Genomic DNA, 25,750 nt, shown 5'->3' with positions numbered 1-25,750 from the left:
TTAGGCCTTTCCCGGATAGTCGCTGCGCGCGTATTCGAGGCCTTTGACCAGCGCAACGAGGGTCGAATTGACGGGCGTCGGCACGTTGAGCTTAGCCCCCCAACGCACGACGGAGCCGTGAATGTAATCAACCTCGGTCAGATTGCCGGACTGCAAGCTCTGCAACATCGAGGTCTTGAACTCGGGCGGCAGCCCAGCGGATGCCATCGTCCAAGCGCGCCGAGGGTCGATAATCGAGATCTTGACACCGGCAGCTTGCGCGACCGCGATGCCCTCCGAGATAGCGGCCAGCGCACACTCTTCCAGGACAGGCAGAGAATACAGGCCGCCATAGGTCAGGCCGGTAACGGCGGTAATTCCACCTCCGGCGACGTTGATGAACAACTTGTCCCACATCGTGCCCAGGATGTTGTCGCTGAGCAGCGTGAGAATACCGGCACGATTGAACGTCTCGGAAATCCGCTGTGCGCGTTCCGTCAAGCGCCCATCAAGTTCGCCGATGATGGTTTCCTTGCCGATGACCCCGGAGCGCACATGACCAGGGCTCAGCAGCACGCCACCCACGTAGGTCTTGCCTGCCATGATCCGGTCACGACCAACTTCCTCCGACAGGATGTCCTCGTGCCCAAGACCGTTTTGAAGCGACATCACGACCGTGCGCGCCCCGATGATCGGCGCTGCCGCCCGGATAGCTTCCCGCGTGTGGTAGGATTTGACGAGGACGATGACGAGGTCCGCCACCATGCCGACCTCGGCGGCGGAGGTGCACGCAGAGAGCTTTACAGTGGCCTCAGCGCCACCCTCGAGCATCCGCAGACCGCTGGCATTAATCGCGTCGACATGAGCCTGAAACGGATCGATCAACCACACCTCGGCACCGCCGCGCGCCAGGGTGCCGCCGATGGTCGAGCCCAAGGCCCCCGCTCCGATAAAGCAGATCCTCATCCGAACGTTTCTCCCGCGCCTTTTTCGGCGTCGGAGGCGTGGTAGCAGTCCGCCCTTTATTCGGATATGCTATGATCCTTATATCCATTATTTTAGTTCGCAATGAAGCACCGGGGCCTCTCCGAGACGAACCTGCTGGACCCGCGCCTGCTCCGGCTGTTTGACGCCTTGTTCACCACGGGAAGCGTCACCAAAGCGGCCGAAAAGCTCGGTCAAAGCCAGCCGACCATTTCGATCTGGCTGGCGCGCCTGCGAAAGGAACTCGACGATCCGCTCTTCATCCGGGCGGCGGAGGGGATGCTGCCGACTCCGCGCGCCGAGGCTCTCATCGGGACGGCTAGACAAGCATTGGAGATGCTGCGTCGTCTGGCTGAGCTTCGCCCTGAGTTTGATCCAGCGACCGCAAAGCGCCGCTTCGTCATCTGCATGACGGATGCGAGCCACATCACGCTGCTTCCGGCCATCCTCGCCCACGTTCGCCGCGTTGCGCCAGGCATCCGCATCGAGGCGGCCCAGATCGGCGGCGATACCCCGCGAATGCTGCAGTCTGGCGAGGCCGATCTGGCGCTCGGCTACATCTCGGACCTCGACGCTGGACACTTCCAACAGGCACTTTTTCCGCAGGATTGGGTCTGCCTGGCGAACGCAAAACATGTTCGGATCGGCGACCGCATCACCGCAAAGGATTTCAGGCGTGAGGCGCACGTCCTCATTCGTTCCGGCACCGGACATCAGTTGCTCGCCGACGCGCTGAAGAAGCAGCAGATAGTCCTTGATGTCGCGCTCGAGCTGCCCGGCTTCTTGGGGCTACCCGCAATCGTCGGGACGACTGACCTGATCGCCACCCTTCCAAGGCACATTGGCGAAACGCTGGCCCACTATTACGGACTGCGCGTGCTCGAATGCCCGCTGGCGATCACCGGCTTTACGGTGAAGCAATATTGGCACGCCCGCTTCCATCACGACCCGGCAAGCCAATGGCTGCGTGGCGTGTGCAGTGAGCTCTTTCAACAGCAGGAAGTGAGAGGCCTCCATCGTTCCGGTCGGCCAAGGAAACGAAGGCCACGCGATTTGCGGTCGTAATGGTCGCCGGTAGCGGGGCAACAACCGCCCCCCGAGTCCGCGGCTAGGCGGACTGCGGCACGGCTGCAATTCCGCACAAGCGCATCTCGACCGGTTGTCCGCTTCGTTCGCCGTAGCACCCTATTCTACGATGAGGGCAAAACAGACCCGCCCGAGCAGCTTCCGCGGTATATGTTCGGTTGGAAGCTCGGAGATAAGCCAGCATGGCCACGCCGTTTAGTTCGTTCTGGACCGAGCCTTAGAATCTGTGTTTCCAAACGCGCCCAAAAGACCTGACTGGGATGAAACTGTTTACCGAATGAACTCAACAGCTTGAGAGCTGGCTGGGGCGGGAGGGTACTCAGCCAGATTGTCGCCGCCCTCAGGCGCCTGAAATCGCTATAGAAAACCGGGCGACACGAGAGGTGTGTAGCAGCTCTGTGCGCCACCTCGCAAGCCATCAAGGTGAGCGTCCGATGACCCGTTTCGGATAGCACCTCCTCGCAGACTAGGTCGGCAACGGACGGCGCGGCAGTGCCGGCCGGTACTGCGGCGTCAGCAGCCGCGTAGCCGCGGAGACCGCCGGCTGCGCGGGCGCGATCGCCCCCTCCTCGGCCGCGGTCTCGTTCAATGCGCCACCCTCCGTCTTGGCAACGGCCTCAGCTTCCACGTTCGCCAGCGGAGGGTCCGGCGACGTGATCGGCGAACCCTCGGCTTCGAGCGCCGGGCCGGCCTTGTCGTCCTGCTGGGCTGCTGAGCTTTTCCGAGCGGGTCCCTCGACGCGACCGGGGAAGATCTCGTTCAGATGCCGCAAGGCGTCTGGGGTGACGCGACCGGTCCATCCACGAGCGCGCCCGTTCCAGCGGACGCCCGCATTCTCAAGCATCTCGCGATTGACGGCCGAGGTGTTGCGCGTCAGCCGGACAATCACGGGCACGAGCTCCTCTTGAGGATCGTCGGAGCTGTCAGCATCGGTTCCGCCGGGATCGAGGACCGGACGATCCACGCAAGCGCTCTGCGCGAGCAGTTCGAGACCAGCGACTATGCTCGCGGCCGGCAGCTGTGCCAAATTGAAACGTGTTGCCGTGTCCACAATCAGCTGCAGTACATCTGCTTGGCGGCGCTCCTCCAGCTGCGCAATCTTGGCGTCGAGAAGGGCGCGCTCCTCGCGCAACCGCGCCAGCACGACCTCGGACGTTTCGAGCTCTTTCATAATACGGGTACGACGCTTCATGGGACCTCCTTCATCGATGAACGTAGGCCATCACACGCCTCGGCAAGCGCAAAAGGAAAAGTTTTCGGGGAAACTCCGGACCGGTCGCTTGCGGGTTTCCGGAAACTTTGGGCTCAATATACAAAATGGTTCTTGGGCGCTCTTCGATGGCAATTCCCTTCGCGTTTCTGGCTCCTGTCCGCCTTGCCGACCACGGCGGTGCCGTCAGTGCTATCGCCTACGCCGCCCGGAATGCCGTGCATGACCCGCGCTTCGAGCAGCCCTTCGACTACTCGCATTTGCGCAGTGATCTCGCGCACGAGGAGATCATCCTTCCAGTAGATTGCCCAGCTACATTTCTCGACCGCGCGAAGCTGGCGATCGCTCTTGACGAGGCCGAACGTCGCAAGGTCCGCACCCCTCTTTCAGAACGAAATCGACTGCCGCAGGTCGGATTGGCCCTCGTTGTGGCGCTTCCTCCCTCCACGGAGGTTTCCGTGAAGGAAGCGGCAGAGATCCTCCGGCGGATCGTCCTCGCGGCGCGTGGGTCGGCAGCGATCCCGATCCACACAGCGATCCACGAAGCCCGTATCAACCGTCACGCGCATGCGCTGTTCGCGCTGCGCCCCATGGACAACGACGGCGTACTCGGCCCCAAACTCCGAGACTTTGTCGTGCGCCATCGCCACACCTCGACCGGAAATGAAAGCGCGGACGTTGTCGAAGGCGTTAACTGGCCGGACCTGACGTGGGAAATCCATCAGACGTTCTTTCACGAGGTCGGGATCGACCTTGTCGTCGACCCTATTGCCCCCAAGCCTGGCAAGCACTTGCGCCCGATCATCTACGGTAGTGGTAAGATCATCAACAAGACCAACGAACAGATCGCGTCTAGCCGCGATGCGGACTATGCAGAGAATCTCCGCGCGATTGAAGGTAGCCCGACCCACCTGATCGAGACGCTCTTGCGGGGACGATCCTCATTGCGCACAGCAGAGCTCGAGCGCCTCTGTGCAAAATTCTTGGACAGCGATACAGATAAAAATGCAACCGTCGAGCGCATTTTGCTTGATCAGAACGTCATCACTCTTACCGACATACCCGGCGCTTTAAAGCCCACTTACGCGACGACCCGTCGCATTCAGTCACTACTGACACGCGCGGTTCGCCTCATCGATCAAGCCGGACAGAACCACATCAAAGCTTACACTGCTGCCGATGAGGATTCGGTGGTCTCGGAGATTTCGGTTACGTGTGCGAACCGCCAAATGGACGAGAGCCCTCTGATCCTTGGAGCCAAGCTCGCGGACTGCAGCGTCGCGACAACCGCGCTTGCGGCTTATGGCCCAATCGCCGGCACGGTGGATATGGCCGTCACAGGCTCGTCAGAGCTTCGCGCACTCGGTCGCAACCGTGACGTCCACCTTCAGCCCGGCCGGTTAGTAGTCGTGCCTCACTCAGAACTGATCGACGACCAGCGCCTCGCCCGACTGATACTGGCGGCCAATAACGTCGGCTCCGAACTCATTCTAGGCCACGTTCAAAGCCGCCAAACCGGCGTGGTGTGCCGGCATCTCGCTGCCTACGCTGCGGATCAGGTGACGAAAGTTCACCCCATCGAAAGGCAGGATCGGGGGACAAGCGACATCGTGCGGCTGTTGCGGGCCGGTCTGGTACGGCATGCCGTCGAGGAGATGGCGAACAGAGGCTTGCTCGAATTTGGCCGCCTACCCTACTTCGGAGAGGATGCATCGAGGTTCGTCGTCTGCGACGATCCACGCCGCATCGAAGAGCTAAGCCGAACGATACGGGCCGATCGCATCCGGTCGGGGAGCATTGGCAAGCCAGTGCCGCTTACCGGACTAGGTAAAAAGTTTGAACTCTCGATCGGCGAATGGATCATGACGGAAGCGCTACCCAACGATTCCACCTTGGGGCGGACTGAATTTGCACGAGTCCTCGCAGTCGACGGGGTCAATACCACCATCGACATCGCATCTGACAAAAACAGGCGGATTGATTTGAAACCTGGACCGGCCGTTCGCCCGGCCGCCGTGCTTTCCATAAGAGAAGCCCGCGAGCTACACGCGGAGGCAAAGCTGACCTTGGTGGCGACCGATCCGCGACGCATATGGAGCGCCCTGTTACTTGTCGCGACGCGTGGACGGCAGGCGCGCTTGCACGTCGATCCGAAGGTTGCCCAAAGCAAGGACGAGTTGATCAAAGTGGCTCGGCGATCTTTACCCGGAGCACTCCCGCATCACCGAGAAGTACGCGCGGATCCGGATGCAGCGGCAGGCAAGATCATAGCGGCCATCAATGATAGCTTTGAGGATCTTCCCGCAGCTACCCCTGTCGTCAAGAGAGCACCACGACCAACCAATGTTGCCGAAGGCATACGGCGATTGTTAGCCGACGACCGAGCCTCAAAGCTCGGCTACGAGCAACTTTTTGACTACGTCGGGCGTCACAACCCAGAACACGCCACAAATACAGCTCAGGTCCTCAGCATGTACGGCGATGAATTGACCAGGACAATCATCCGATTCCTCGCCGGAATCGAACCAGATCGGACAGGAAACACGGAACCAAATATTCCCTTCGATCTTCCTCCTGAACTGGATGAACTCGAGCCAGAGCGCTGGAACGAAGGCGATATCTACTACCTAAAACAGAACCTTCGGTATATGTCGTTGCGGGCCTGGAGACGCTCACTCCGTCCAACGTCGAATGCTGCGCCAGATCTGGACGGCAGATTTCGCAACGTGCTTTAGCAAATCATCCTGCGTCTTTTTGAGTGTGCGACTGGGTCGCAGTCGACGTCGGCAGGGTGATCGATTCCATCAACTTCAGGGAGCAAGGTATACACAAATGTGGGATTATAGCAGCTTGCGCACTCGATCTCGAGCTTCCATGGCCTACGAATTCCTGCCCTTCGTAGCCGTACCCACAAGCGATACAAGCCTTTGCCGAGAAGCAGCCGTGCTGCGTCACGAGCAACAGTCCAAGATTTCCTGAGACCGTCGGGCTGAGAAATGCTTACGGTTTCCCTAGCCTCGCCGGATTACACGTCCCTTGCGATCAGACGGGCTGGAGGGAGTACTGATTAGCCCCAACGGAAACCCGCGAGACTGCTTAACTTGCTGTAGAGAGATAAAACTCGAAAACCGGTCGACGCCAACTTCCGCCGCAAGCATGTCATCCATGATCTCGCGGTAATGATCGACATCTCGCGCTACGATCTTGAGCACATAGTCGAAGCCTCCGCTCACCAAGTAGCATTCGACGATGAACTGCTCGTCCCGAACGTAGCGCTCGAATTGCTGTGTGCACTCGACGGTGCGACGACGAAGAGTAACGTCGGTATGAACAGTGATGTGCGAAGCGATCTTTCTGACGTCGAGCGTGGCGCCATATGCGACAATGAACCCTGCATTCTCAAGACGCCGGACCCGTTGCAGGCACGGTGTCGGCGAAAGGCCGACGAGTTCGGAGAGCTTGAGATTGCTCATCCGCCCGTCGCCCTGCAATGCAGCCAGGATCTTGATGTCGAGACGATCGAGGCGCAACCGAGCGTCTTCGACGGGTAGCGGCCGTATGGAACTGATGCAGACCTGTTCCATGGCGGCGCCTCCTTAGCCGAAATTCATCATGACATGGCGCATCACGGTATAGTCCTCTAGGCTATACATCGACTGATCCTTGCCATAGCCGGACATTTTCAGGCCACCATGCGGCATCTCGCTGATCAGCGTGAAGTGGGTGTTGACCCATACCGTGCCGTATTGGAGGCGCGAACTGATTTTCAGCGCGGTCTTTGCATCGCGGGTCCAGACCGAAGATGCGAGACCGTAGTCGCTGTCGTTGGCCCAGGAGATCGCCTGCTCGGCGTCGTTGAACCTGGTCACTGAGACGACCGGCCCGAAGACCTCACGACGGACGATTTCGTCCGTCTGTTGCGCGTTCGCGACGACGGTCGGCTGGTAGTAGAAGCCGTCACGATCTGTACGCGATCCGCCGGTCACGATCTCGATGTGCTTCTGCTGGCTCGCGCGCTCGACAAAGCTCGCCACGCGCTCGCGCTGGCGCTCGGTGATCAGCGGTCCAAGCTCGGTCGATTCGTCCTCCGGCGCGCCGAGCTTGATGGTCTTCACGGCGCTCGCGAGATCCGCCACGACGCGGTCGTAAATCTTGGGTGCCGCATAGACACGACAAGCCGCGCAGCAATCCTGCCCTGCATTGTAGAAGCCCGCGGTCTTGACGGTCGCAATGACTTCGTCGAGATCAGCATCGTCCATGACGATGACGGGTGCCTTGCCGCCGAGTTCGAGATGGGTTCGCTTCAGGGTTTTCACGGCGGCCTGAAGAACCTTCTGGCCTGTCGTGATATCGCCGGTCAGGGACACCATGCGCACACCCGGCATGCTGACCAGCGATGATCCGACACTGTCGCCACGCCCCGGAATGATGTTGACGACACCGGGCGGAAACAGTTCCGCGAGGATCATCGCGAGTTTCAGAGCCGTGAGCGGGGTCTGCTCGGAAGGCTTCATCACGACCGTGTTGCCGACCGCGAGCGGCGCAGCCAGTTTCCAGGCCGCCATCATCAGCGGAAAATTCCAGGGGGCGATCGAACCCACGACGCCGACGGGATCCCGGCGGATCATGCTGGTGTGATTGCCGACGTATTCGCCTGCCGCGCTGCCAGTCATGCAGCGCGCCGCCCCGGCAAGGAAGCGAATGACATCCACGATTGCCGGAATCTCGTCGCCGAGCATCTTGAGATAGGGCTTGCCGCAGTTGAGCGATTCCAGTCGCGCGAATGCCTCGCCCTCTGCCTCGATGCGGTCAGCCACCTTCAGAAGCAATCCGGCCCGGTAAGCAGGCGTGGTCTGCGACCACTTTTCAAACGCGCGTGACGCTGCCTTCACTGCAGCGATGATCTGATCGGACGATGCCTCCGGGACCTCCGCTAGAATTTTCCCAGTGGCGGGATTGATGATGGCCTCGACCGGCCCGTCGCCTGGAACCAGCTTCCCGTCGATCAGCAGGTTGGTCATGACGTTCGGTTGGGCGATATTCATCGGCCTGGCTCCAGCATTCAGCAATCAATCTTGACGGTAGAACCCTAGCCAGGGTGCCGAGACTATGGGAAATACAAAAAGCTGGCGGGTCTCTATCGGAAAAGCCGGTCGCTCTACCTCTCGCTCCTGTATTCGCGCGCCAGATGCAGAAAAATCTGGGCCTGGTCCGAAATGACCGAACCACGCCGCCAGGCAACCCCCACGTCGACCGTAACTTCGACCCCTTGGATCGAGCGGGCTTCGAGACGATCGCCCTCGAGCGACCATGCCCTGAATGTCATGTCCGGCATGATCGCTACACCCGCGCCAGTTGCCACGAGGCTACGGACGGCCTCGACGGATGACGTCGTCAACGCGAAGTTCGGCCGTAGGCGAGCGGACTGCCAAAGCGCAGCGGTCGATTGCGGCATCTCGTCAATCGACAAGCCGATCAGCGGCTCCTCATTGATCGCAGCCAGTGTGACTTGCTCCTGCGCCAGCAGATTATGGCCGGCCGGCAACCAAACGCGATTGCGCGATCGCACCAGCGTCTCGAATTCCAACGCATCATGATCCTCCAGATTGGAGACAAGCATCAGCGCGACGTTGAGCTCTCCGTTGACCAGAAGGTGTTCGATGAAGGCGCGGTCTTCTTCCACAACCTTGACCTGCACGTTGGGAAAGATGCGGCGAAATCGCGCCAAGAGATCGGCGAGGAAATAGCCCGAAACCAGGCTTGTGACACCGAGATTGAGAACGCCGGAGACAGCCTCCGATCCCGTCTTCAGCACGCGCCCGGCATCGGCGACGGCAGCAAGTATCAGGCGCGAGTGCCGCAGAAATTGATGACCCTGGTAGGTCAGGGTGACGCCTTTGGAGCTCCGATCGAACAGGACGGCGCCGGTTTGCGCCTCGAGCGCCCGAACGCTTTCGGTGATGGCGGATTGCGAAATGTTCAGGCGTGTCGCTGCGCCGGACACCGAGCCCGCCTCGGCGGTCGCCACAAAATAGGAAATCTGCCTGAACGTGAGATGCATTGATGCCTATCCACCTCCGGATCGTGCCGCCAAGGTCCCGGATTGAGACCCCAAAACAGCATAATGACCTGAATTTCCGATAATGAATAGTGAGGACTGTCTCTCCCGCCTGTTACTTTGGGCCAGAAGGGAGTGGCCATGGGTACAAATGCACCGGGTGGAGACGTCTTGCGGATTGATCACTTGGCCATACCGCTAGCCGGCGGAATCGCGCTTGGTGCAAGACTGTGGCGGCCCGCGGACGCAGAGCAACGTCCCGTGCCTGCCATCATCGACTATCACCCGTATCGGAGTTCAGACGGAAGCGCTCTTGCGGACGAGACAATCTACGCGCCGCTCGCCGCGCGCGGATATGCCTGCGTCAAGCTCGACGTACGCGGCACTGGCAATTCTGATGGATTGCACCCGGATCAGTTCGATACCGCGTACTGGGAGGATGCGGTCGAAGCGCTCGCCTGGATCGCGGCACAACCCTGGTGTAACGGCCGCACCGGGATGACCGGCCTGTCATGGCCCGCGCATGCAAGCCTAATGGTGGCAACAAACCAGCCAGCATCGCTGAGCGCGATTCTACCCGTCGACGGCGCCGACGACCGATACCTCAACCGCTACCAAGGCGGCTGCCTGCTTGTCTACGCGATCTGGCACGGCGCGCAACTCAGCGGTATGCATCTGCGGCCTCCGCTGCCCTGGGTCGTCGGCGAGCGATGGCGCGACATGTGGCTCCAACGACTGTCGGCCTACCAGAATTATTTCGAGATCTGGGGCGCACACCCGACTTTTGATTCCTATTGGCACGCCGGTTCGGCCAAACGCGCGTTCGATCGGATCGCTTGCCCGATTCTGGCAACGGTCGGCTGGGCCGACACCGGTTATTCGGTCGCCCTGCCAACCCTGCTAAAGGAATCCAACACACTACGCTCTGTGATTGCCGGTCCTTGGGGGCATTGCTTTCCACATACGGCACGCCCGGGGCCGGGCTTCGATTTTGTTGATCTCGCTGCATGCTGGTTTGACCACACACTCAAGGGATCCTCGGACGAGTCCCTCAAGTGGCCTTCCCTCACGGCCTGGCTGATCGAATCTCATGAACCGAGGCCGGACCTCATGGAGCGGCCAGGCTATTGGATCGAAGAAAGCATGTGGCCGCCGCGGTCGGTCAAGATGCAGCGCTACGGACTGGCACCGGGCCGGCTCGGAACTGATTTGCACTCGGATGCGAAAATGGCGATGCGATCACCCCTGACCGTTGGCGCGACTTCGGGAGAATGGATGCCTTGGTATCCGGCCGGGTTGGGCGCCCATCTTGCGGAAGATCAACGCGAGGCCGACGGCTTGTCGCTGTGCTTCGATGGTGAGCCGGTCACAGGCGACACGGAGTTGCTGGGCTCACCCGTTCTCTCACTTGCCGTAGCGTCTGATCAGACTTGCGGGCAGATCGTGGCGCGGCTTTGCGATGTCGCGCCCGATGGCACTTCGACCCGTGTGACTTACGGCTTTCTAAATCTCAGCCATCGCGAGGGCGACGAGCATCCGCTGACGGTCGAACCAGGCCAAAGCTATGATGTCAAGCTTACGCTTGCGCCGATCGGATGGTGCCTAAAGTCCGGCCATCGTCTGCGGATCGCGATTTCAACGAGCTACTTCCCGATCGTCTGGCCGGCCCCTCGCCACACGACCCTGACCTTCGATCTTGCACACTGCGAACTGACGTTGCCGCTGCGCAAACCGGGTCAACGCTGCGCTACGCCAGCGCTCCCGATAGCGAACAAGCAGCCCGGCCTTGCGGCGACCACGCTGCGCTCGCCGCGCCTCGAACGCCGTCGCAATTTCGACGTCGTGTCGTCCCTCCTTGAGATCGTTGTCGATGAAGACAATGGCGAGGTCCGGCTAGAGAAAGATGGCCTCACATTCGGATCAACGATGAAACGAACGTACAGCATCGTGGCGAACGATCCGTTGTCGGCGCACTGCACGACCTCGGCGACCTGGACGCTTAGCCGCGGCGACTGGTCGACAAGGGTCGCGGTCGATGCCATCGTGACAAGCAACGACGAGAGCTTCGTCGTGAATACCCGCATCTCGGCCTATGAAGGCGAGCATGACGTTTATGCGCGGCAGTTTAGCAGGGTCGTCCCGCGCGGCTCGGCTTGAACTCGAGAGGCGCCGGCCGTTATCGATTCCGATTGAGCAATTCTGTCACGGAACGAAATACCCGCGATTTTGCCACCTGATATCCGAGCTTCTGCCCTATGTCGGTCTTCAACAGGCCGTCGAGCATTCCCGCCTCGTAGTCCTGGGGATTGCGGACAACACGCTGGTCACGCTGCCCGTTAAGGTCGGCCAGGATGCGGTGGGCCGCGTTGTGGCCGGGCGCGCCCGTCACACCACCGCCCGGATGACTTCCGGCACCGCAGAGATAATAACCGGCGATCGGTGTTCGATAACTCGAAGCTTCGGCGATCGGGCGCTGCTCGAACAGGTTTTCAAGCCCAACCATCGAGGAGTGAAAGATGTTGCCGCCCGTGATGTTGTAGGTCTGATCCAGATCGAGTGGCGTGATGACGTGGCGACCGCGAATATGGTTCCGCAGGTTGGGAGCGTAGCGGAAGTACATCTCCATCACCTGGTCGGCCCACTCCTCCTTGCGGCCGTTCCAATTGCCGCGACTGAGCTCGAACGGGAGCTGCTGGACGCCAAGCGACAAGGTGTGCTGGCCGGAGGGTGCAAGCTCGGGATGGGTCACGGAGGGAACCAGGGCCTCGATCACATAGTCGTCGGCAAACTCGCCGCGCTGCTGCGCCTGCCAGGCCCGCTCGTAGAGCGCCGGTGTCGGACCCAGAATGGCAAGTCCCTGGTGCTGCGGGCCGACGCGCCCGGCCGGGAAGCCGACATAATCGGGCAGGGCATCGACCAGGAGATGAATTCGCGCCATCGAACCGCGCTGGTCGATGTTCTTGGCCTTCGCAGCCACCGGCGGAGTGAGGGCACCATCCGGCAGGAGATCCACCAGCGATCGCTTCGGGTCCGCGCCGGAGACGATGGTGCGGGCCGCAAGGGTGCTTCCATCGGCCAGCACAATGCCGGTCGCCGCGCCATTTTCGATGCGCACGGATTTCACCGGCACGCCAGTGCGCAACTCGCCGCCATGCGCGCGAAGACCGGCTGCGAGCGCCTCGGCGATCATGCCCATGCCCTGCTTGGGCAGGCCATAGCGGCCGAAATGACCCTCGAACTCACCTTGCGCGTGATACCCGTAGACGTAGGCGGTACCCGGCGTCGTCGGACTGCCCCATGTCGAGACCATGCCCATGAACATCATGAAGCCGCGGAGACGATCCGACTTGATGTAGCGTGAGAGCAGTTCCTCCGCAGAGAGCAGGATGAACTCCTCGAACAGCTCGCTTTCGCCGGCCTCGCTGAACGCGTGACGCAGGCTGTCGGCGGTCGGCGGGTCGCTAAGCAGCGCCGACTGCGTAATGTCGCCAAAACGGCGCAGCCGCGTCGCGAAACGCATGAAATTCGGGCCATCGTCCTTGCTGTGCGCTTCAATCGAGCGCAGCGTCCGGTCGATCTCCTGCCAAAGCATGACGTGATCACCGTCGCTCCAGAGCGCCATCTCCTGCATCTCGGGTGCGACCGAAACGAGACCGTATTTCTTCAGCTCGAGATCCTCGACAACCTCGTGGCGCAACATCATCTGGATGTAGGAACACGATGAGAAGCGGCCGCCGGGGATGAGCTCTTCCGTGGTACAGGCGCCGCCGATAATCGGCCTGGCTTCCACCACCACGACTTTCAACCCGGCTCGTGCCAGATAGTTTGCACAAACCAGCCCATTGTGGCCGGCGCCGATAATCGCAACGTCGTATGCTTGCATCATGATGAACCTTGTTGGTTCCGATATCCTTGCGGCCCAACCTAGTCAAATCGGCCAGTGGAATTCGCTGATATTATCGGCCAATTCAGCGAATCCGAGCTGATATTTGCCGTGCTTTCATACCCTGTCAGCATTGTCCGCCGCCTATGTTGTGTCGTGGCAGCAATTCTGGCGAGGCGACGCAGCATGAATATCCTGACCGTGCTAGTTCATTTTGAGGGCGAAGGCGCTCCGGTGCCGGATGCCAAAGGGTTTGTGAGGTCGAAAGCAACCGGGACTATCCTCGACGTGAAGAATGAAGGGCTCTCCCCGGAGGCAAAGATCGAACACGTCCTCGGACAGGCGAGTTTCGATACGATGGTGTTCGCCCAGGACGGTCAGTTCTGGGAGGCGGGACGCGTCGATTTTCCGGGCATCCACAGTCATCTGATCGTCGAAACACGACATCCAGGCCGCAGCATCGACTTGGCCGGAGGTGCGGCCGCCGGCTCGATCTCGTGGACGATTATCGGCGGTGGCGGCCGGTTCGAGGGGGCGAGCGGTATCGTAACGGGCAACTTCACCGCACGATCCGACGGTCGCTTTTTCGATCATCATCTCTATAAGATTCAGCTTCCTGTGAAATGAACCCTAATGGGGCAGCCGAGGATCGAGCTGCATCACCTCGAACAGAGCGAGCCTAAATTGTCAAAGATCAACGCCATGATCGCCGCGCCGCAACCCGAAGCGGCGGATGCCGGAGCAGATATCTTGCGCATCGGCGGCAATGCCGTCGATGCTGCGATCGCTTGTGCCTTCGTGCAGGGGGTCGTCGATCCCCTGATGTGTGGCATCGCCGGCTTCGGCAGCATGGCAGTCTATGCTCCAGGCAAGCATCACGGCTATTTCGACTTCCACGCGCCAGCGCCCGCAGCGGCACGGCCAGACATGTGGAGCGACCTGATCATCGACGAGACGCGTGACGGCTTTGGATTTGTTCTGAAAGGGCAGGTCAACGACCTCGGCTACGGCTCGGTCGCAGTCCCGGCCTCGCTACGCGCCTACGAGGCGGCGCACCGCGCCCACGGACGACTGCCCTGGTCTGAGATCATTCAACCGGCCATCGCTTATGCCGAGAGCGGCTGGACCGTGCGGCCGCACGTGCACTGGTTCTGGTCGGACGAGGGTGAAATGGGTCGCGCTCCCAATCATGCCCGCATTGCCTTCAGCAAGACCGGTCGAGATCTCTATTGCCGAGCGGACGGCGCGCCGAAGCGCGTCGGCGACAAGGTCGTAAACCGGGATCTTGGGCAAGTCCTGCGGCTGATTGCTCGAGACGGGGCGGACGTCTTCTACAAGGGCGAGATTGCGCACGCGATCGCCGATGACATGAAGGCCAAGGGGGGACTGATTGCGCTTGGTGATCTCGCAGCCTTCCAGCCGAAATTGGCCCAACCGATCTGGGGCGACTACCGTGGATACAAGATTTCGACCAACCATCCGCCAGGTGGCGGACTCATGCTGGTCGAGATGCTGAACATCCTTGAGAATTTCGACCTCGCCTCGCTCGGTCACAACACGGCGGCATACCTTCGTGTGGTCAGCGAAACGATGAAGCGTGCGACTTCCGACAAGGACCGCTTCGTTGGCGATCCCGACTTCGTGCAGGTCCCGTTCGACAGGCTACTGAGCAAGGACTACGCATCGACGATTGCCGAGGACATCCGATCTGGCAAGCGGTCTACCGTGACCCGCCTGCGTGGCGGTTTCCCGACCAAGGACACGACCCACCTGTCGGTAGTCGACAAGGACGGGTGTTGCGTGTCGATGACTCACTCGCTGGGCCAGCCGTCGGGCGTCATCACCGACGGCCTCGGCTTCATGTACAACGGCTGCATGGCGGTATTCGACCCGCGGCCGGGGCATGCTAACTCCATTGCACCGGGCAAGTCGCGATTCAGTTCGATCTGCCCCAGCATCCTATTCCGTGGCGAACGCCCTTACCTCGTAATCGGTGCTCCCGGTGCAACGCAGATCGCCATGGGTGTGCTCCAGGCTATCCTCAATGTGATCGACTTCGGGATGACCATGACGGAGGCCGTCAGCGCTCCCAGATTTTCGTCGACCAGCGACGCCATCGATGTCTCCAACCGCATCTCGCGGCATGTGACAAGGGAGCTGGAAGGCGACGGCTGTGAGATCATCCGTTCGCCGTATGGCTTTGGGTTCGCGGCCGTCCACGGCATCAGATTGGTCGACGGCCGCCTCGACGGCGGCGCCGACCCGGGGCACGACGGGGTCGCATTTGGAGTCTCATCGTGAGCATCGACCGAATGGGGATCTTCACCGACCCCATCCTGTCCTCAATTTTGTCCACGCCATCCCCTGACGTCTCCGACGAGCAGGCCACCGAGATCGCGCGGCAGCACTACGGTCTCGAGACGACAGCGAAGAAACTGGCAAGCGAACGGGATCGGATGTTCCGCCTCCGCGATGCTGCCGGGGCCGAATATCTCCTCAAATTCACGAACCCCGCCGAACCTCCGGAAGTCACCAATTTGCAAACGGCGGCTTTGCAATGGATCGGACAGGTTGATCCAGGTCTTCCGGTCCAGCGCATCCGTACCGCGCGAAACGGCGCAGTCGAACTGCGCCTTGCGATCGGCGAGAGCCCGCTGCGTACCGTGCGCCTTTTCAGCTTTCTTCAGGGGCGCCCGCTGTCAGAAACTGTCGGAACGACGAACCAGCGCCATGGGCTTGGCCAGACGCTCGCGCGGCTTGCCCGCGCGCTTGCGGACTTCCGCCATCCGTCCGACAGCTACGAGCTCGCCTGGGATATCGCCAACGCGGATCGGCTACAGCCGTTGCTTACATATGTTCGGGACGGCGAGAAGGCAAAGCTCGCGCAGATTGCCCTCGAGCGCTTCCGAACGATAGCCAAGCCATGCATGAGTGGACTTCGTACTCAGGTCGTGCACAACGACCTCAATACACACAATGTCCTGGTCGACGCCGCAGACACAGACAAGGTTTCGGGAATACTCGATTTCGGTGACATCATTCGCACTCAGCTCGTCAACGACGTCGCGATCGGCGCGGCCTATCACATTGCCGCCGGTCCGGATCCGCTTCAAGGCCCCAGTGAATTTGTCGAGGCTTACCAGGAAATCACGCCGCTGTATCCCGAAGAGATCGAACTGCTACCCGATCTGATCGCCACGCGGCTGCTCGTTACGGTTCTGATCACCGGCTGGCGTGCGGAGCGCTATCCGGAAAACAGCACGTATATCCTCAAGAACAACGGTGCGGCGTGGGACGGCCTCGACCGCCTCGCCCACATCTCTCCGGGAACCGCGCAGCGGATGCTACGCACCAACAGAACCAGGTGAAACCATGTCACGTCCATTGATGGTCAATGCGTTCGATCCGGCCCGAACCGCCAAATTGGCCGACGACGTCGCTGCGCTGCTGGAACGCCGCAAGCGCGTCCTCGGACCGTCTTACAAGCTGTTCTACGAAGACCCGGTCCATGTCATCCGCGCCGAAGGCGTATGGCTCCACGGCGCAGACGGGACGAAGTATCTCGACGTCTACAACAACGTGCCGGCGGTCGGTCACTGTCATCCGCGCGTCGTTGAGGCGATCGCCCGCCAGGCGGCGACGCTGAACACACATACGCGCTACCTCTATGAGGTCGTGATCACCTATGCCGAGCGCCTTATCGCCACCTTTCCCAATGAACTCGCCAATGTGATGTTCACCTGCACGGGAAGCGAATCTTCGGATCTCGCGGTAAGGGTCGCCAAGAGCTTCACCGGAGGCGCCGGCATCATCGTGACGGAGAACGCCTATCACGGCATTACCGCCGCGGTTTCAGAGTTTTCTCCCTCTCTCGGGGAGGGCGTCCCGCTTGGCCAGCATGTCCGAACCGTGCCAGCACCGGACTCTTACCGGTTGGGCCCTCAGGTCGGCGAGATCTTTGCGGATCACGTGCAGCGCGCTGTCGACGATCTCAGGCGGCACGGCATCAAACCGGCCGCTCTGGTGACCGATACCATCTTCTCCAGTGATGGTATTCTGTCTGATCCCGCAGGTTTCCTCGCTCCCGCGGTTGACGTGATCCGGCGCGCCGGGGGCGTATTCATTGCGGACGAGGTGCAGCCCGGCTTTGCGCGAACCGGTGATGCCATGTGGGGCTTCCAGCGCCACAAGGTGGTACCCGACATCGTCATCATGGGTAAGCCGATGGGCAACGGCATTCCGCTCGCCGGCGTCGTCGCACGTCCTGAGGTTTTGAACGACTTCGCTTCCAAGGCACGCTATTTCAACACATTTGGCGGTAATCCGGTCTCTTGCGCAGCCGGCCTCGCGGTGCTTGACGTGATCGCAGAGGAGAAGCTGCAGCGCAACGCGCTCGACGTCGGCAACTACATCAAGGCCGGGCTACGCCAGTTGGCGCGTGAGCACGATTGCATCGGCGACGTTCGCGGTGCCGGCCTCTTCATCGGCGCGGATTTCGTCCGCGATCGGGAAAGCAAGACTCCCGCTCCGGAAGTCGCAATGCGCCTCGTCAATGACCTGCGAAGGAAGAATATTCTGATCAGTGCGTCCGGCCTCGATGGTCATGTCCTGAAAATCCGCCCGCCGCTGCCCTTTTCGCGTGAGGACGCCGACATCTTTCTCGCCGCCATGGGTGAGGTCCTCCAATCGTCGGCGGAATCATGACCTCCAATATTGCCTTGCGTGATCCGACGCTCCTCGCAGACCGCTGCTTCGTCGCGGGGAAGTGGTGCGGCGATGCCGTCGATCCGGTCACCAATCCGGCAACCGGAACAGTCATTGCCCACATTCCACGTTTTGGAGCTGCAGAGGCCAACACGGCGATTGTCTGCGCGGCAGAGGCCTTCCCGGCCTGGTCACGCACCACCGCAAAAGGTCGTTCCGCACTACTTCGAGGCTGGTTCGAGCTCATCATCGCCGCCCGCGAGGACCTTGCGCTGCTTATGACACTCGAGCAGGGCAAGCCGCTGTCAGAAGCGCGTGGCGAAATCGACTACGCCGCATCCTTCATCGAATTCTTCGCCGAGGAGGCCAAACGCATCTACGGCGAGACTATTCCCTCGCCGCGCCCAGACTCTCGCATCATGGTTGTCCGGCAGCCAGTGGGCGTCATCGCAGCGATCACGCCTTGGAACTTTCCTGCAGCGATGATTACACGGAAGGTCGCACCTGCGCTGGCGGCCGGGTGCACCGCGGTGGTAAAGCCGGCACCCGAGACCCCTCTTTCGGCACTCGCACTTGCAAAGCTCGCCGAGCGAGCCGGGCTTCCCCCGGGTGTGCTCAACATCATCACCGGCGACGCTGTCGAGATCGGTGGCGTATTGACGAGCCACCCCGCCGTTCGACTGGTCAGCTTCACGGGATCCACGGAGGTGGGCAAGCTGTTGATGCGTCAATGCGCCTCGACGGTGAAGAAAGTCGGGCTCGAGCTGGGCGGCAATTCACCCTTCATCGTTTTCGACGATGCCGACCTCGATGCCGCCGTCGAGGGAGCTATCGTCTCCAAGTTCCGCAATATGGGACAGACCTGCGTTTGTGCGAACCGGATCTATGCGCAGTCCGGTATTCACGATGCATTTCTGTCCCGGCTGGCGGAACGCGTCGGACAGATGAAGGTCGGCAATGGTCTCGACGGTGACGTCATCCAGGGGCCGCTCATCACAATGGACGCAGTCAACAAGGTGGAAGAGCACATCGCCGATGCGGTGAGGTCCGGCGCACGGGTGGTGATTGGCGGACGAAGACACGATCTCGGAGGCACGTTCTACGAACCGACCGTACTTGCCGGCGTGAGAGCCGGGATGCGTATAACGCAAGAGGAAACGTTTGGCCCCGTTGCCGGGGTCATCCGTTTCGCGACCGAGGCCGAGGCGATCGCCGCCGCGAATGACACGACTTCCGGCCTCGCGGCATATCTCTACTCGCGCGACGTGGGCCGAATCTTCCGCGTTTGCGAAGCCCTCGAATACGGCATGATCGGAATCAATACCGGTGCCATCTCGAACGAGGTCGCTCCCTTCGGAGGCGTCAAGCAAAGTGGGCTCGGACGCGAGGGATCGCGTCATGGCATCGAGGAATACACCGAATTGAAGTACCTGATGCTGGATGGCCTGGCCGCGGCATCCTGACGATCAGCGTTCCAGGGCCTCGCAAATGGCCTTGCCACACTCCTGCGTGCTGGCGTCGCCGCCGAGATCGCGTGTCCTGAGCGACGGCTCGGCCAGTATCCGCTCGATCGCCGCAACGATAGATTGGGCGGCTTTTGTCTCACCGAGGTGCTCCAGCAACATGGCACCCGACCAGATCTGTCCGATCGGATTGGCGATATTCTGACCGAAAATATCCGGCGCCGAACCGTGGACGGGCTCGAACACCGACGGATATCTCCGTTCGGGATTGAGATTGGCGGACGGCGCGATGCCTATCGTGCCGGTGCAGGCTGGCCCGAGGTCGGACAGGATATCGCCGAACAGATTTGACGCCACCACGACGTTGAAGCGGTTCGGATTGAGAACAAAGTGCGCGGTCAGAATATCGATATGGTATTGGTCCCAGCGCACGCCAGGATATTGACTAGCCATCGCCCGAACCCGCTCGTCCCAGTATGGCATCGTGATCGAGATTCCGTTCGACTTGGTCGCCGACGTCAGATGCCGCCGAGACGTCCGGGACGCGAGTTCGAAGGCAAACTTCAGCACGCGGTCAACACCGTGGCGGCTCATGACCGTTTCCTGCATCACGATCTCACGGTCCGTTCCCGGGAACATGCATCCGCCGACGCTGGAATATTCACCCTCGGTGTTCTCGCGGACGACCCAGAAGTCGATGTCGCCGGGTTTCCGGCCGACCAGCGGACAGGGCACGCCGGGCATCAGGCGGACCGGTCGCAAATTCACATACTGATCGAACTCGCGCCGGAACTTGAGGAGCGATTCCCACAGCGATATGTGGTCGGGGACCTTCGAGGGCCATCCAACCGCGCCGAAGAATATCGCGTCAGAACCTCCGATTCTTTCTTTCCAATCGTCGGGCAGCATCGTGCCATGCTTGAGATAGTAGTCGCATGACGCGAAATCGCACCAGTCCAGCTTCAGGGTGAAGCCAAAGAGGGTCGCCGCGCGTTCGAGCACACTCACGCCCTCGGGCATGACCTCATTGCCGATACCATCCCCGGGAGTAACTGAAATGCGATACGAACGAGACACAAAGCATCCTTGTCTTGGATTGGAAGCAGTTATTGAATGATCGCGGTCATTCCGCCGCGATCGAGAGCGTCGACTCCGGCTCCAGCGGGCAACAGTTCGCGAAATCCCAATTCCGGCCAGGCGCGGCCTCGAACAGCAGGCGGGTGTATTCAGCCTGAGGTTTGCCGAGCACCGCAGTTGCCGAGCCCTGTTCGACGATGCAGCCACTCTTCATCACGATGATGTCGTCACAAATCTGGGCCGCTACCCGCAGGTCATGCGTGATGAAGAGGATTCCGAGTCCAAATCGCTGTTGGACGTCGCGCAATAGCTCGAGCACCTGGGCCTGAACCGAGACGTCGAGTGCCGAGACCGCCTCATCGGCGACGAGGACCTCCGGCTTCATCGCCAGCGCCCGCGCGATCGCGATGCGCTGGCGCTGTCCACCGGAAAACTGGTGCGGATACCGCTTGACCGCGTCACCCGGAAGTCCAACCAGTTCCAGGAGCCGACGAGCTTCGGTCATGGCTTCTGCGTGAGGAACACCGTAATTCGTCGGCCCCTCGACGATGGATTCCCCGACGCGGATTCGCGGGTTCAGCGACCGGTATGGATCTTGGAAAACCATCTGCACACGACGGCGCAGCAGCTTGAGATCGCGCGGAGATCCGCCCGTCACCGATTGTCCATCGAGGTGGATCGCGCCCTCGCTGGGGTTCGTCAACCTGATCGCGCATCGCGCCACCGTCGACTTTCCCGAGCCCGACTCGCCGACGATTCCCAGCGTACGTCCGGCGCGCAACGAGAACTCGATCTCACGAGCCGCCACGACCTCGCGCGAGGCTCCCCACATCGAACGGATTCCGTAACGCTTGCCAAGGCCCTGGACCTGCAGCAGGACTTTAGCGTCATTTTCGGGACGGGGGCGGCGCGGCACGAGGCTTGGGACTGCGCCAAGGAGGCGGCGGGTATATTCCTCTCGCGGCGTCGCCAATACGTCCTCGACCGACCCGCTCTCGACGATCGCCCCGTTTCGCATGACCGTGACGCGGTCGGCGATCTCCCGGACGACGCCCATGTCATGGGTGATGAAGAGAACGGCAGTCCCGTGATTTTCCCGCAATTCTCGTATCAGAGCGATGATTTGCTTCTGCGTGGTCACATCGAGCGCGGTGGTCGGCTCATCGGCAATGAGCAGCCGCGGCCGCAGAATTAGCGCCATCGCGATCATGATGCGCTGTCGTTGACCGCCGGACATCTCATGTGGAAAGGACCGGCAAATGCGTTCGACGTCCGGCAGATGGACCTCCTCCAGCATGCTCAGCATGCGGGAACGCCTTTCGCGCTTCCCCAGGGAGGTATGAGCTCGCAGCACCTCGTCAATCTGGTCGCCGACCCGCTCGATCGGATTAAGCGCCGTCATCGGCTCCTGGAAGATCATCGCCATGCTGGTCGCGCGCAATGCGCGCAGGCGAGTTTCGCTGGCTGCGAGCAGATTCTCTCCGGCCAGCAGGATTTCGCCTCCCGCCGGCCGCAGCGCGCCGCGCGGAAGCAGCCCCATGACGGCAAGCGAAGTGACCGATTTTCCCGATCCAGATTCGCCAACCAGACACATCGTTTCACCGGGGCGAACGTCAATCGAAATATTGCCGACAACCGCCCGGCCCGGTGCATCGACCACAGACAAGTTCCGCAAAGAAAGTAGCGACAAGTCGTTCACCGTCCTTCCCCGCGCTTGATGAGACGAGGGTCGAGCTTGTCGCGCAACGCATCTCCGAGAATGTTGATCGACAGGATCGTCAGCGACAGACACACGCCCGGCCAGAAGATGAGCTCCGGCCTCAGGCGGAAATAACTCCGCCCATCAGCCATGATGTTTCCCCAACTGGGGGTAACCGGATTGATGCCCGTGCCGAGGAAGGAAAGCACGGCCTCGGTCAGAATGGCGGATGCACATACATAGCTACCCTGGACGATCAGGGGGGCGAACGTATTCGGCATGAGATGCCGCCACAAGATACGCGGGGTCGAAGTGCCAAGAGCGATCGCAGCCTCTACGTAAGGCTCTTCGCGCACCGTCAATACGACCGCACGTACGAGCCTTATGATACGCGGAATTTCCGGCACGGTAATTGCGATCAACACCGTCGTCAGGCTTGCCCCCGACAGAGTGACGATGGTGATCGCAAGCAATACGTTGGGGATCGCCATGAAGCCATCCACCACGCGCATCACGATGGAATCGAGCCATCTGATAAATCCGGCAAGAAGACCGATGGTGAGCCCGATCGCGACGCTGCAAAGTGCGGCGCCCATACCGATGCCGAGCGACACGCGCGCGCCGTAAAGGACCCTCGAGAGCAGATCGCGGCCGTAAGCGTCGTTTCCGAGCGGATATTGGGCGCTCGCCTGCTTCAGCCGCATCAGTGGGCTGAGCAGCCCGGGGTCGTGCGGCGCGAGCCAGGGCGCCAGCAGCGCCATGACCAGGATCGCGATCAGGATCGTACCGGATAGTGCCACCAGCGGAGCTTGCGCGAGCGCAGGCGCAAGATAGAAGGGGCTGAAGCGCCTCGGCTCGACCGGTTCGAGATGGGAATTGAGGCTCATCAATATCGGATCCGTGGGTCGACCAGTACGTAGATCACGTCGATGGCCAGGTTGATCATCACGTAGAGCAGGCTCGACAGGAGAATAACGGCCTGCACCACCGGATAGTCGCGCGCGAGGACAGCGTCGATCGTCAATCGACCGACACCAGGCAGATTGAACACGCTCTCGGTCACTACGACGCCGCTGACCAGGAGTGCAAAGCCGATGCCGATCACCGTTATGATCGGTACAGCGGCATTTCGAAGCGCATGGCGCATGAATACGGTGCGCTCGGAGATTCCCTTCGCGCGCGCCGTGCGGATGTAGTCTTCGCCAAGCACCTCGAGCAAACTCGTCCGTGTGATACGGGCAATCAGCGCCACATAGAGAAAGGTGAGCGCAAGCGTTGGCATGATCATGCGCGTACCGAATTCCGCCAGACCATCCCGAATGCTGCGAAAACCCTGAACCGGAAGCCAGCGGAGCTCGATGGCGAAAATCTGGATCAATCCATAGCCGATGACGAAGACCGGAATCGAGAAGCCGAGGACCGAAAGCGCGATGACCGCCCGATCCACCCAAGTCCCATGCCGTGCCGCTGCCAGAGCACCCAGCGGTACTGCAACGATGACCGATAGCGTGATGGTCGCGAGCGCGAGGCTGAGGGTCGGCTCGATCCGATCGGCTATCAGCGTCGTAACCGGGGTACCGGAGATGATCGAGGTGCCGAAGTCTCCATGAACGAGACGCCACATCCAATCGAAGAATTGCTGCTGCAGCGGCTGGTCGAGCCCAAGCTGCGTGCGGATGCGAGCGAGTTGCTCCGCGGTCGCATTGTCGCCAGCGATCACGGAGGCGGGATCACCGGGCGTCAGCCGAAGCAGCATGAAGATCGTCACCGTGACGACGAACATGACGGGGATCGAGGCAAAGATGCGTCGCAGAATGAAACCAAACATGAGAGCCTTCGTTGCGAGGCGTTAACGCATGCCCGCCATTTCCGGTGCAGAGGAAGCCGCTTGGATCAACCAAGGGCGATGTCTCCATCAGGACTTGTCCATGTTCCAGAAGTAGGGCACGGCCGGCCCATCCAGGACACCGGTCAACTTGGCGCTCCATGCCGCCGGCGTCGCAATCTGGCCTAACGGGACGTAGATCACGTGCTCGTAAGCGAGCTTCTGCAATTCGGCCGCGACCTTCTTGCGCTCGTCCAGACTCCCCGCTTCTGCGAAACGAATCCGGAGCGCCTGAATTTCCTTGTCGTCGGGCCAGCCGGGGTAGCCAGCCGCGCCTATTGCATTTAAGGGCGCGCTCGTCAGCGGATTGGACATTTCGGCGCCGCCGAGCGCAGTAAAGTACATGTGCCAGCCGCCTTCCTGGGCCAGCTTGGCATTGCTGCGCGTCGCCACGGCGGTCTGCCAGTCCATCGGCAGGAGCTCGACATTGAAGCCAGCGTCCTTCAGGGCTTGCGCCCCAACGATAGGCTGCGCCTTCTGCGTGTTCACGTCGGTAGGCTGAATGATCCTGATTGGCTTCCCGTCATAGTTCGCCTCCTTGAGGAGCCTGCGAGCCTCAACCATTCCGTCGCCCTTGACCAGCGACTCGGAGCCTATGTCGGTAGCCAGTGTCGTGCCGCACACGAACATTGCCCCGCACACCTTATAGCCGGAAGGATCTCCCACCATGGCAGCGAGAAAATTCTCCTGCTTGAACGCGAGCATTGCCGCTCGCCGGATCTTCTCGTTGGTGAACGGCGGCGCAAGGAAGTTCATGCGCGCGAGGACCTGGAGACCGAACTTGTTGTTATTCTTGACGACAACATCATTGCTGCCCTCGAATAATTTAAGCAGATCAACCTGCGGCTCGTCGATGTAGTCGATCTCGCCGTTCGCCAGAGCATTGATGGCGGTCTGAGCATCCGGCATGACGACCCACTCCACGCGGTCGACCTTTACGACCTTGCCACCGGAGGTCCAACTCGGCTTCTCCTTGCGCGGCACATACTTCTCGTTCTTGACGTAGACTGCACGGACTCCGGGCTGGAACTCTTCCTTCAGAAATTTGAAGGGTCCTGACCCGATGGTCTCCGTGATCGGCTGGGTCGCCGGCGTGTCGGCCACCCGCTTTGGCATCATGAAGGGAACGTTCGATGAAGGCTTGCCGAGAGCATCAAGCACAAAGCCAGCGGGCTGCTTCAACTTCAGGACGATGGTCCGAGGATCGGAGGCATCCAGCGACGTCGTATAGCTCGCCAACAGCTGCCCCATGGTATCGCGCTGCCACCAGCGCTTGAGAGAGGCGACGCAGTCTTCTGCGGTCACAGGCGGACCGTCGTGCCAAGCCAAACCCTCGCGAAGCTTGAAGGTATAGACGAGCTTGTCGTCAGAGATCACCCACTCTGCCATCTGCGGCTGAGGTTGAAAGTTCTCGTCAGCGGCAACCAGCGTGTCGTAGATCATGTAACCATGATCGCGAGAGATGTAGGCCGTCGTCGTAATCGGGTCGATCAGGCGCAGCGGCGCGTGCATGACCGCCCGGATGGTTTTGGTCGAGGCCGCCTCGGCCGGAATCGCGGCCCCGATCAGCGCAGCCGTTGCCCCGAGTAGAGCCTCACGTCGGGTGAGACTTCCGAATGACGCATGCGGGGCAAAACGGCGAGAACTATCCATGGTGCGCTCCTGACTGGGGACCGGCGGGTTTCACACAATGAGCAAGCTTATGGAGGGGTATCGGCCTTT

General features: G+C 60.9%; 19 protein-coding genes. 8 read left to right on the top strand and 11 right to left on the bottom strand.

All coding sequences use genetic code 11. The features are described 5' to 3' along the window. Window positions 1-945 (bottom strand): ketopantoate reductase family protein, encoded by a 945-nt coding sequence (locus JQ635_RS25610; protein ID WP_211412546.1) that lies wholly within the window; start codon window positions 943-945, stop codon window positions 1-3. 102 nt (window positions 946-1,047) lie between these two features. Here JQ635_RS25610 and JQ635_RS25605 point away from each other — a divergent pair, with 102 nt between their 5' ends. Further along, entirely contained in the window at window positions 1,048-2,028 is a 981-nt protein-coding gene (locus JQ635_RS25605; RefSeq protein ID WP_211412545.1) for a LysR family transcriptional regulator, read from the top strand. A 487-nt stretch (window positions 2,029-2,515) separates the two neighbouring features. Here JQ635_RS25605 and JQ635_RS25600 read toward each other — a convergent pair whose 3' ends face one another. Beyond that, window positions 2,516-3,241, bottom strand: coding sequence for a hypothetical protein (locus JQ635_RS25600; protein ID WP_211412544.1), 726 nt, complete (start codon window positions 3,239-3,241; stop codon window positions 2,516-2,518). 146 nt (window positions 3,242-3,387) lie between these two features. Here JQ635_RS25600 and JQ635_RS25595 point away from each other — a divergent pair, with 146 nt between their 5' ends. Further along, window positions 3,388-5,994, top strand: coding sequence for a MobA/MobL family protein (locus JQ635_RS25595; protein WP_211412543.1), 2,607 nt, complete (start codon window positions 3,388-3,390; stop codon window positions 5,992-5,994). A gap of 276 nt (window positions 5,995-6,270) precedes the next feature. On the opposite strand, the gene JQ635_RS25590 is transcribed toward JQ635_RS25595, so the two are convergent. The 3 genes from JQ635_RS25590 to JQ635_RS25580 form a co-directional block, all read right to left on the bottom strand. Beyond that, complete coding sequence (locus JQ635_RS25590; RefSeq protein ID WP_211412542.1) at window positions 6,271-6,843, bottom strand: Lrp/AsnC family transcriptional regulator; 573 nt, start codon at window positions 6,841-6,843, stop codon at window positions 6,271-6,273. Between the two features lie 12 nt (window positions 6,844-6,855). Then, window positions 6,856-8,304: a gamma-aminobutyraldehyde dehydrogenase gene (locus JQ635_RS25585; protein WP_211412541.1), complete on the bottom strand. Its 1,449-nt coding sequence runs from the start codon at window positions 8,302-8,304 to the stop codon at window positions 6,856-6,858. A gap of 113 nt (window positions 8,305-8,417) precedes the next feature. Beyond that, window positions 8,418-9,320 (bottom strand): LysR substrate-binding domain-containing protein, encoded by a 903-nt coding sequence (locus JQ635_RS25580; RefSeq protein WP_211412540.1) that lies wholly within the window; start codon window positions 9,318-9,320, stop codon window positions 8,418-8,420. Between the two features lie 138 nt (window positions 9,321-9,458). Here JQ635_RS25580 and JQ635_RS25575 point away from each other — a divergent pair, with 138 nt between their 5' ends. Beyond that, window positions 9,459-11,474: a CocE/NonD family hydrolase gene (locus tag JQ635_RS25575; protein WP_246583747.1), complete on the top strand. Its 2,016-nt coding sequence runs from the start codon at window positions 9,459-9,461 to the stop codon at window positions 11,472-11,474. A 19-nt stretch (window positions 11,475-11,493) separates the two neighbouring features. Here JQ635_RS25575 and JQ635_RS25570 read toward each other — a convergent pair whose 3' ends face one another. Beyond that, window positions 11,494-13,203 carry a phytoene desaturase family protein gene (locus JQ635_RS25570; RefSeq protein ID WP_211412538.1) on the bottom strand — a complete coding sequence of 570 codons (1,710 nt, stop codon included), beginning with the start codon at window positions 13,201-13,203 and terminating at the stop codon, window positions 11,494-11,496. Between the two features lie 183 nt (window positions 13,204-13,386). Here JQ635_RS25570 and JQ635_RS25565 point away from each other — a divergent pair, with 183 nt between their 5' ends. From JQ635_RS25565 to JQ635_RS25545, 5 genes are all read left to right on the top strand, one after another. After that, on the top strand, window positions 13,387-13,827 hold the full coding sequence (locus JQ635_RS25565; RefSeq protein ID WP_211412537.1) for a hypothetical protein: 441 nt from the start codon (window positions 13,387-13,389) through the stop codon (window positions 13,825-13,827). Window positions 13,828-13,902: 75 nt separating this feature from the next. Continuing rightward, window positions 13,903-15,501, top strand: coding sequence for a gamma-glutamyltransferase (ggt, locus tag JQ635_RS25560; protein ID WP_246583764.1), 1,599 nt, complete (start codon window positions 13,903-13,905; stop codon window positions 15,499-15,501). Continuing rightward, window positions 15,498-16,568, top strand: coding sequence for a phosphotransferase (locus tag JQ635_RS25555; RefSeq protein WP_211412535.1), 1,071 nt, complete (start codon window positions 15,498-15,500; stop codon window positions 16,566-16,568). Before ggt ends, JQ635_RS25555 begins: the two co-directional genes overlap by 4 nt. Before the next feature lie 4 nt (window positions 16,569-16,572). Further along, entirely contained in the window at window positions 16,573-17,904 is a 1,332-nt protein-coding gene (locus JQ635_RS25550) for an aspartate aminotransferase family protein (RefSeq protein WP_211412534.1), read from the top strand. Next, a complete protein-coding gene (locus tag JQ635_RS25545) occupies window positions 17,901-19,367 on the top strand; it encodes an NAD-dependent succinate-semialdehyde dehydrogenase (RefSeq protein ID WP_211412533.1) in 1,467 nt (488 codons plus the stop codon). Before JQ635_RS25550 ends, JQ635_RS25545 begins: the two co-directional genes overlap by 4 nt. A gap of 3 nt (window positions 19,368-19,370) precedes the next feature. On the opposite strand, the gene JQ635_RS25540 is transcribed toward JQ635_RS25545, so the two are convergent. From JQ635_RS25540 to JQ635_RS25520, 5 genes are all read right to left on the bottom strand, one after another. Continuing rightward, window positions 19,371-20,444, bottom strand: coding sequence for a tartrate dehydrogenase (locus JQ635_RS25540; RefSeq protein ID WP_211412532.1), 1,074 nt, complete (start codon window positions 20,442-20,444; stop codon window positions 19,371-19,373). A gap of 46 nt (window positions 20,445-20,490) precedes the next feature. Further along, window positions 20,491-22,143: an ABC transporter ATP-binding protein gene (locus JQ635_RS25535; RefSeq protein WP_211412531.1), complete on the bottom strand. Its 1,653-nt coding sequence runs from the start codon at window positions 22,141-22,143 to the stop codon at window positions 20,491-20,493. Beyond that, window positions 22,140-23,030 (bottom strand): ABC transporter permease, encoded by an 891-nt coding sequence (locus JQ635_RS25530; RefSeq protein WP_211412530.1) that lies wholly within the window; start codon window positions 23,028-23,030, stop codon window positions 22,140-22,142. Before JQ635_RS25530 ends, JQ635_RS25535 begins: the two co-directional genes overlap by 4 nt. Further along, window positions 23,030-23,971, bottom strand: a complete 942-nt coding sequence (locus tag JQ635_RS25525) for an ABC transporter permease (RefSeq protein ID WP_211412529.1) — start codon at window positions 23,969-23,971, stop codon at window positions 23,030-23,032. Before JQ635_RS25525 ends, JQ635_RS25530 begins: the two co-directional genes overlap by 1 nt. Before the next feature lie 87 nt (window positions 23,972-24,058). Further along, on the bottom strand, window positions 24,059-25,681 hold the full coding sequence (locus JQ635_RS25520) for an ABC transporter substrate-binding protein (RefSeq protein WP_211412528.1): 1,623 nt from the start codon (window positions 25,679-25,681) through the stop codon (window positions 24,059-24,061). Window positions 25,682-25,750 lie beyond the last annotated feature (69 nt).

The sequence above is a fragment of the Bradyrhizobium iriomotense genome (genome assembly GCF_018130765.1).
Classification (GTDB): Bacteria; Pseudomonadota; Alphaproteobacteria; order Rhizobiales; family Xanthobacteraceae; genus Bradyrhizobium; species Bradyrhizobium iriomotense_A.
Note: the sequence above shows the minus strand (reverse complement) of the source record. Positions and strands in the feature narration are given on the sequence as shown.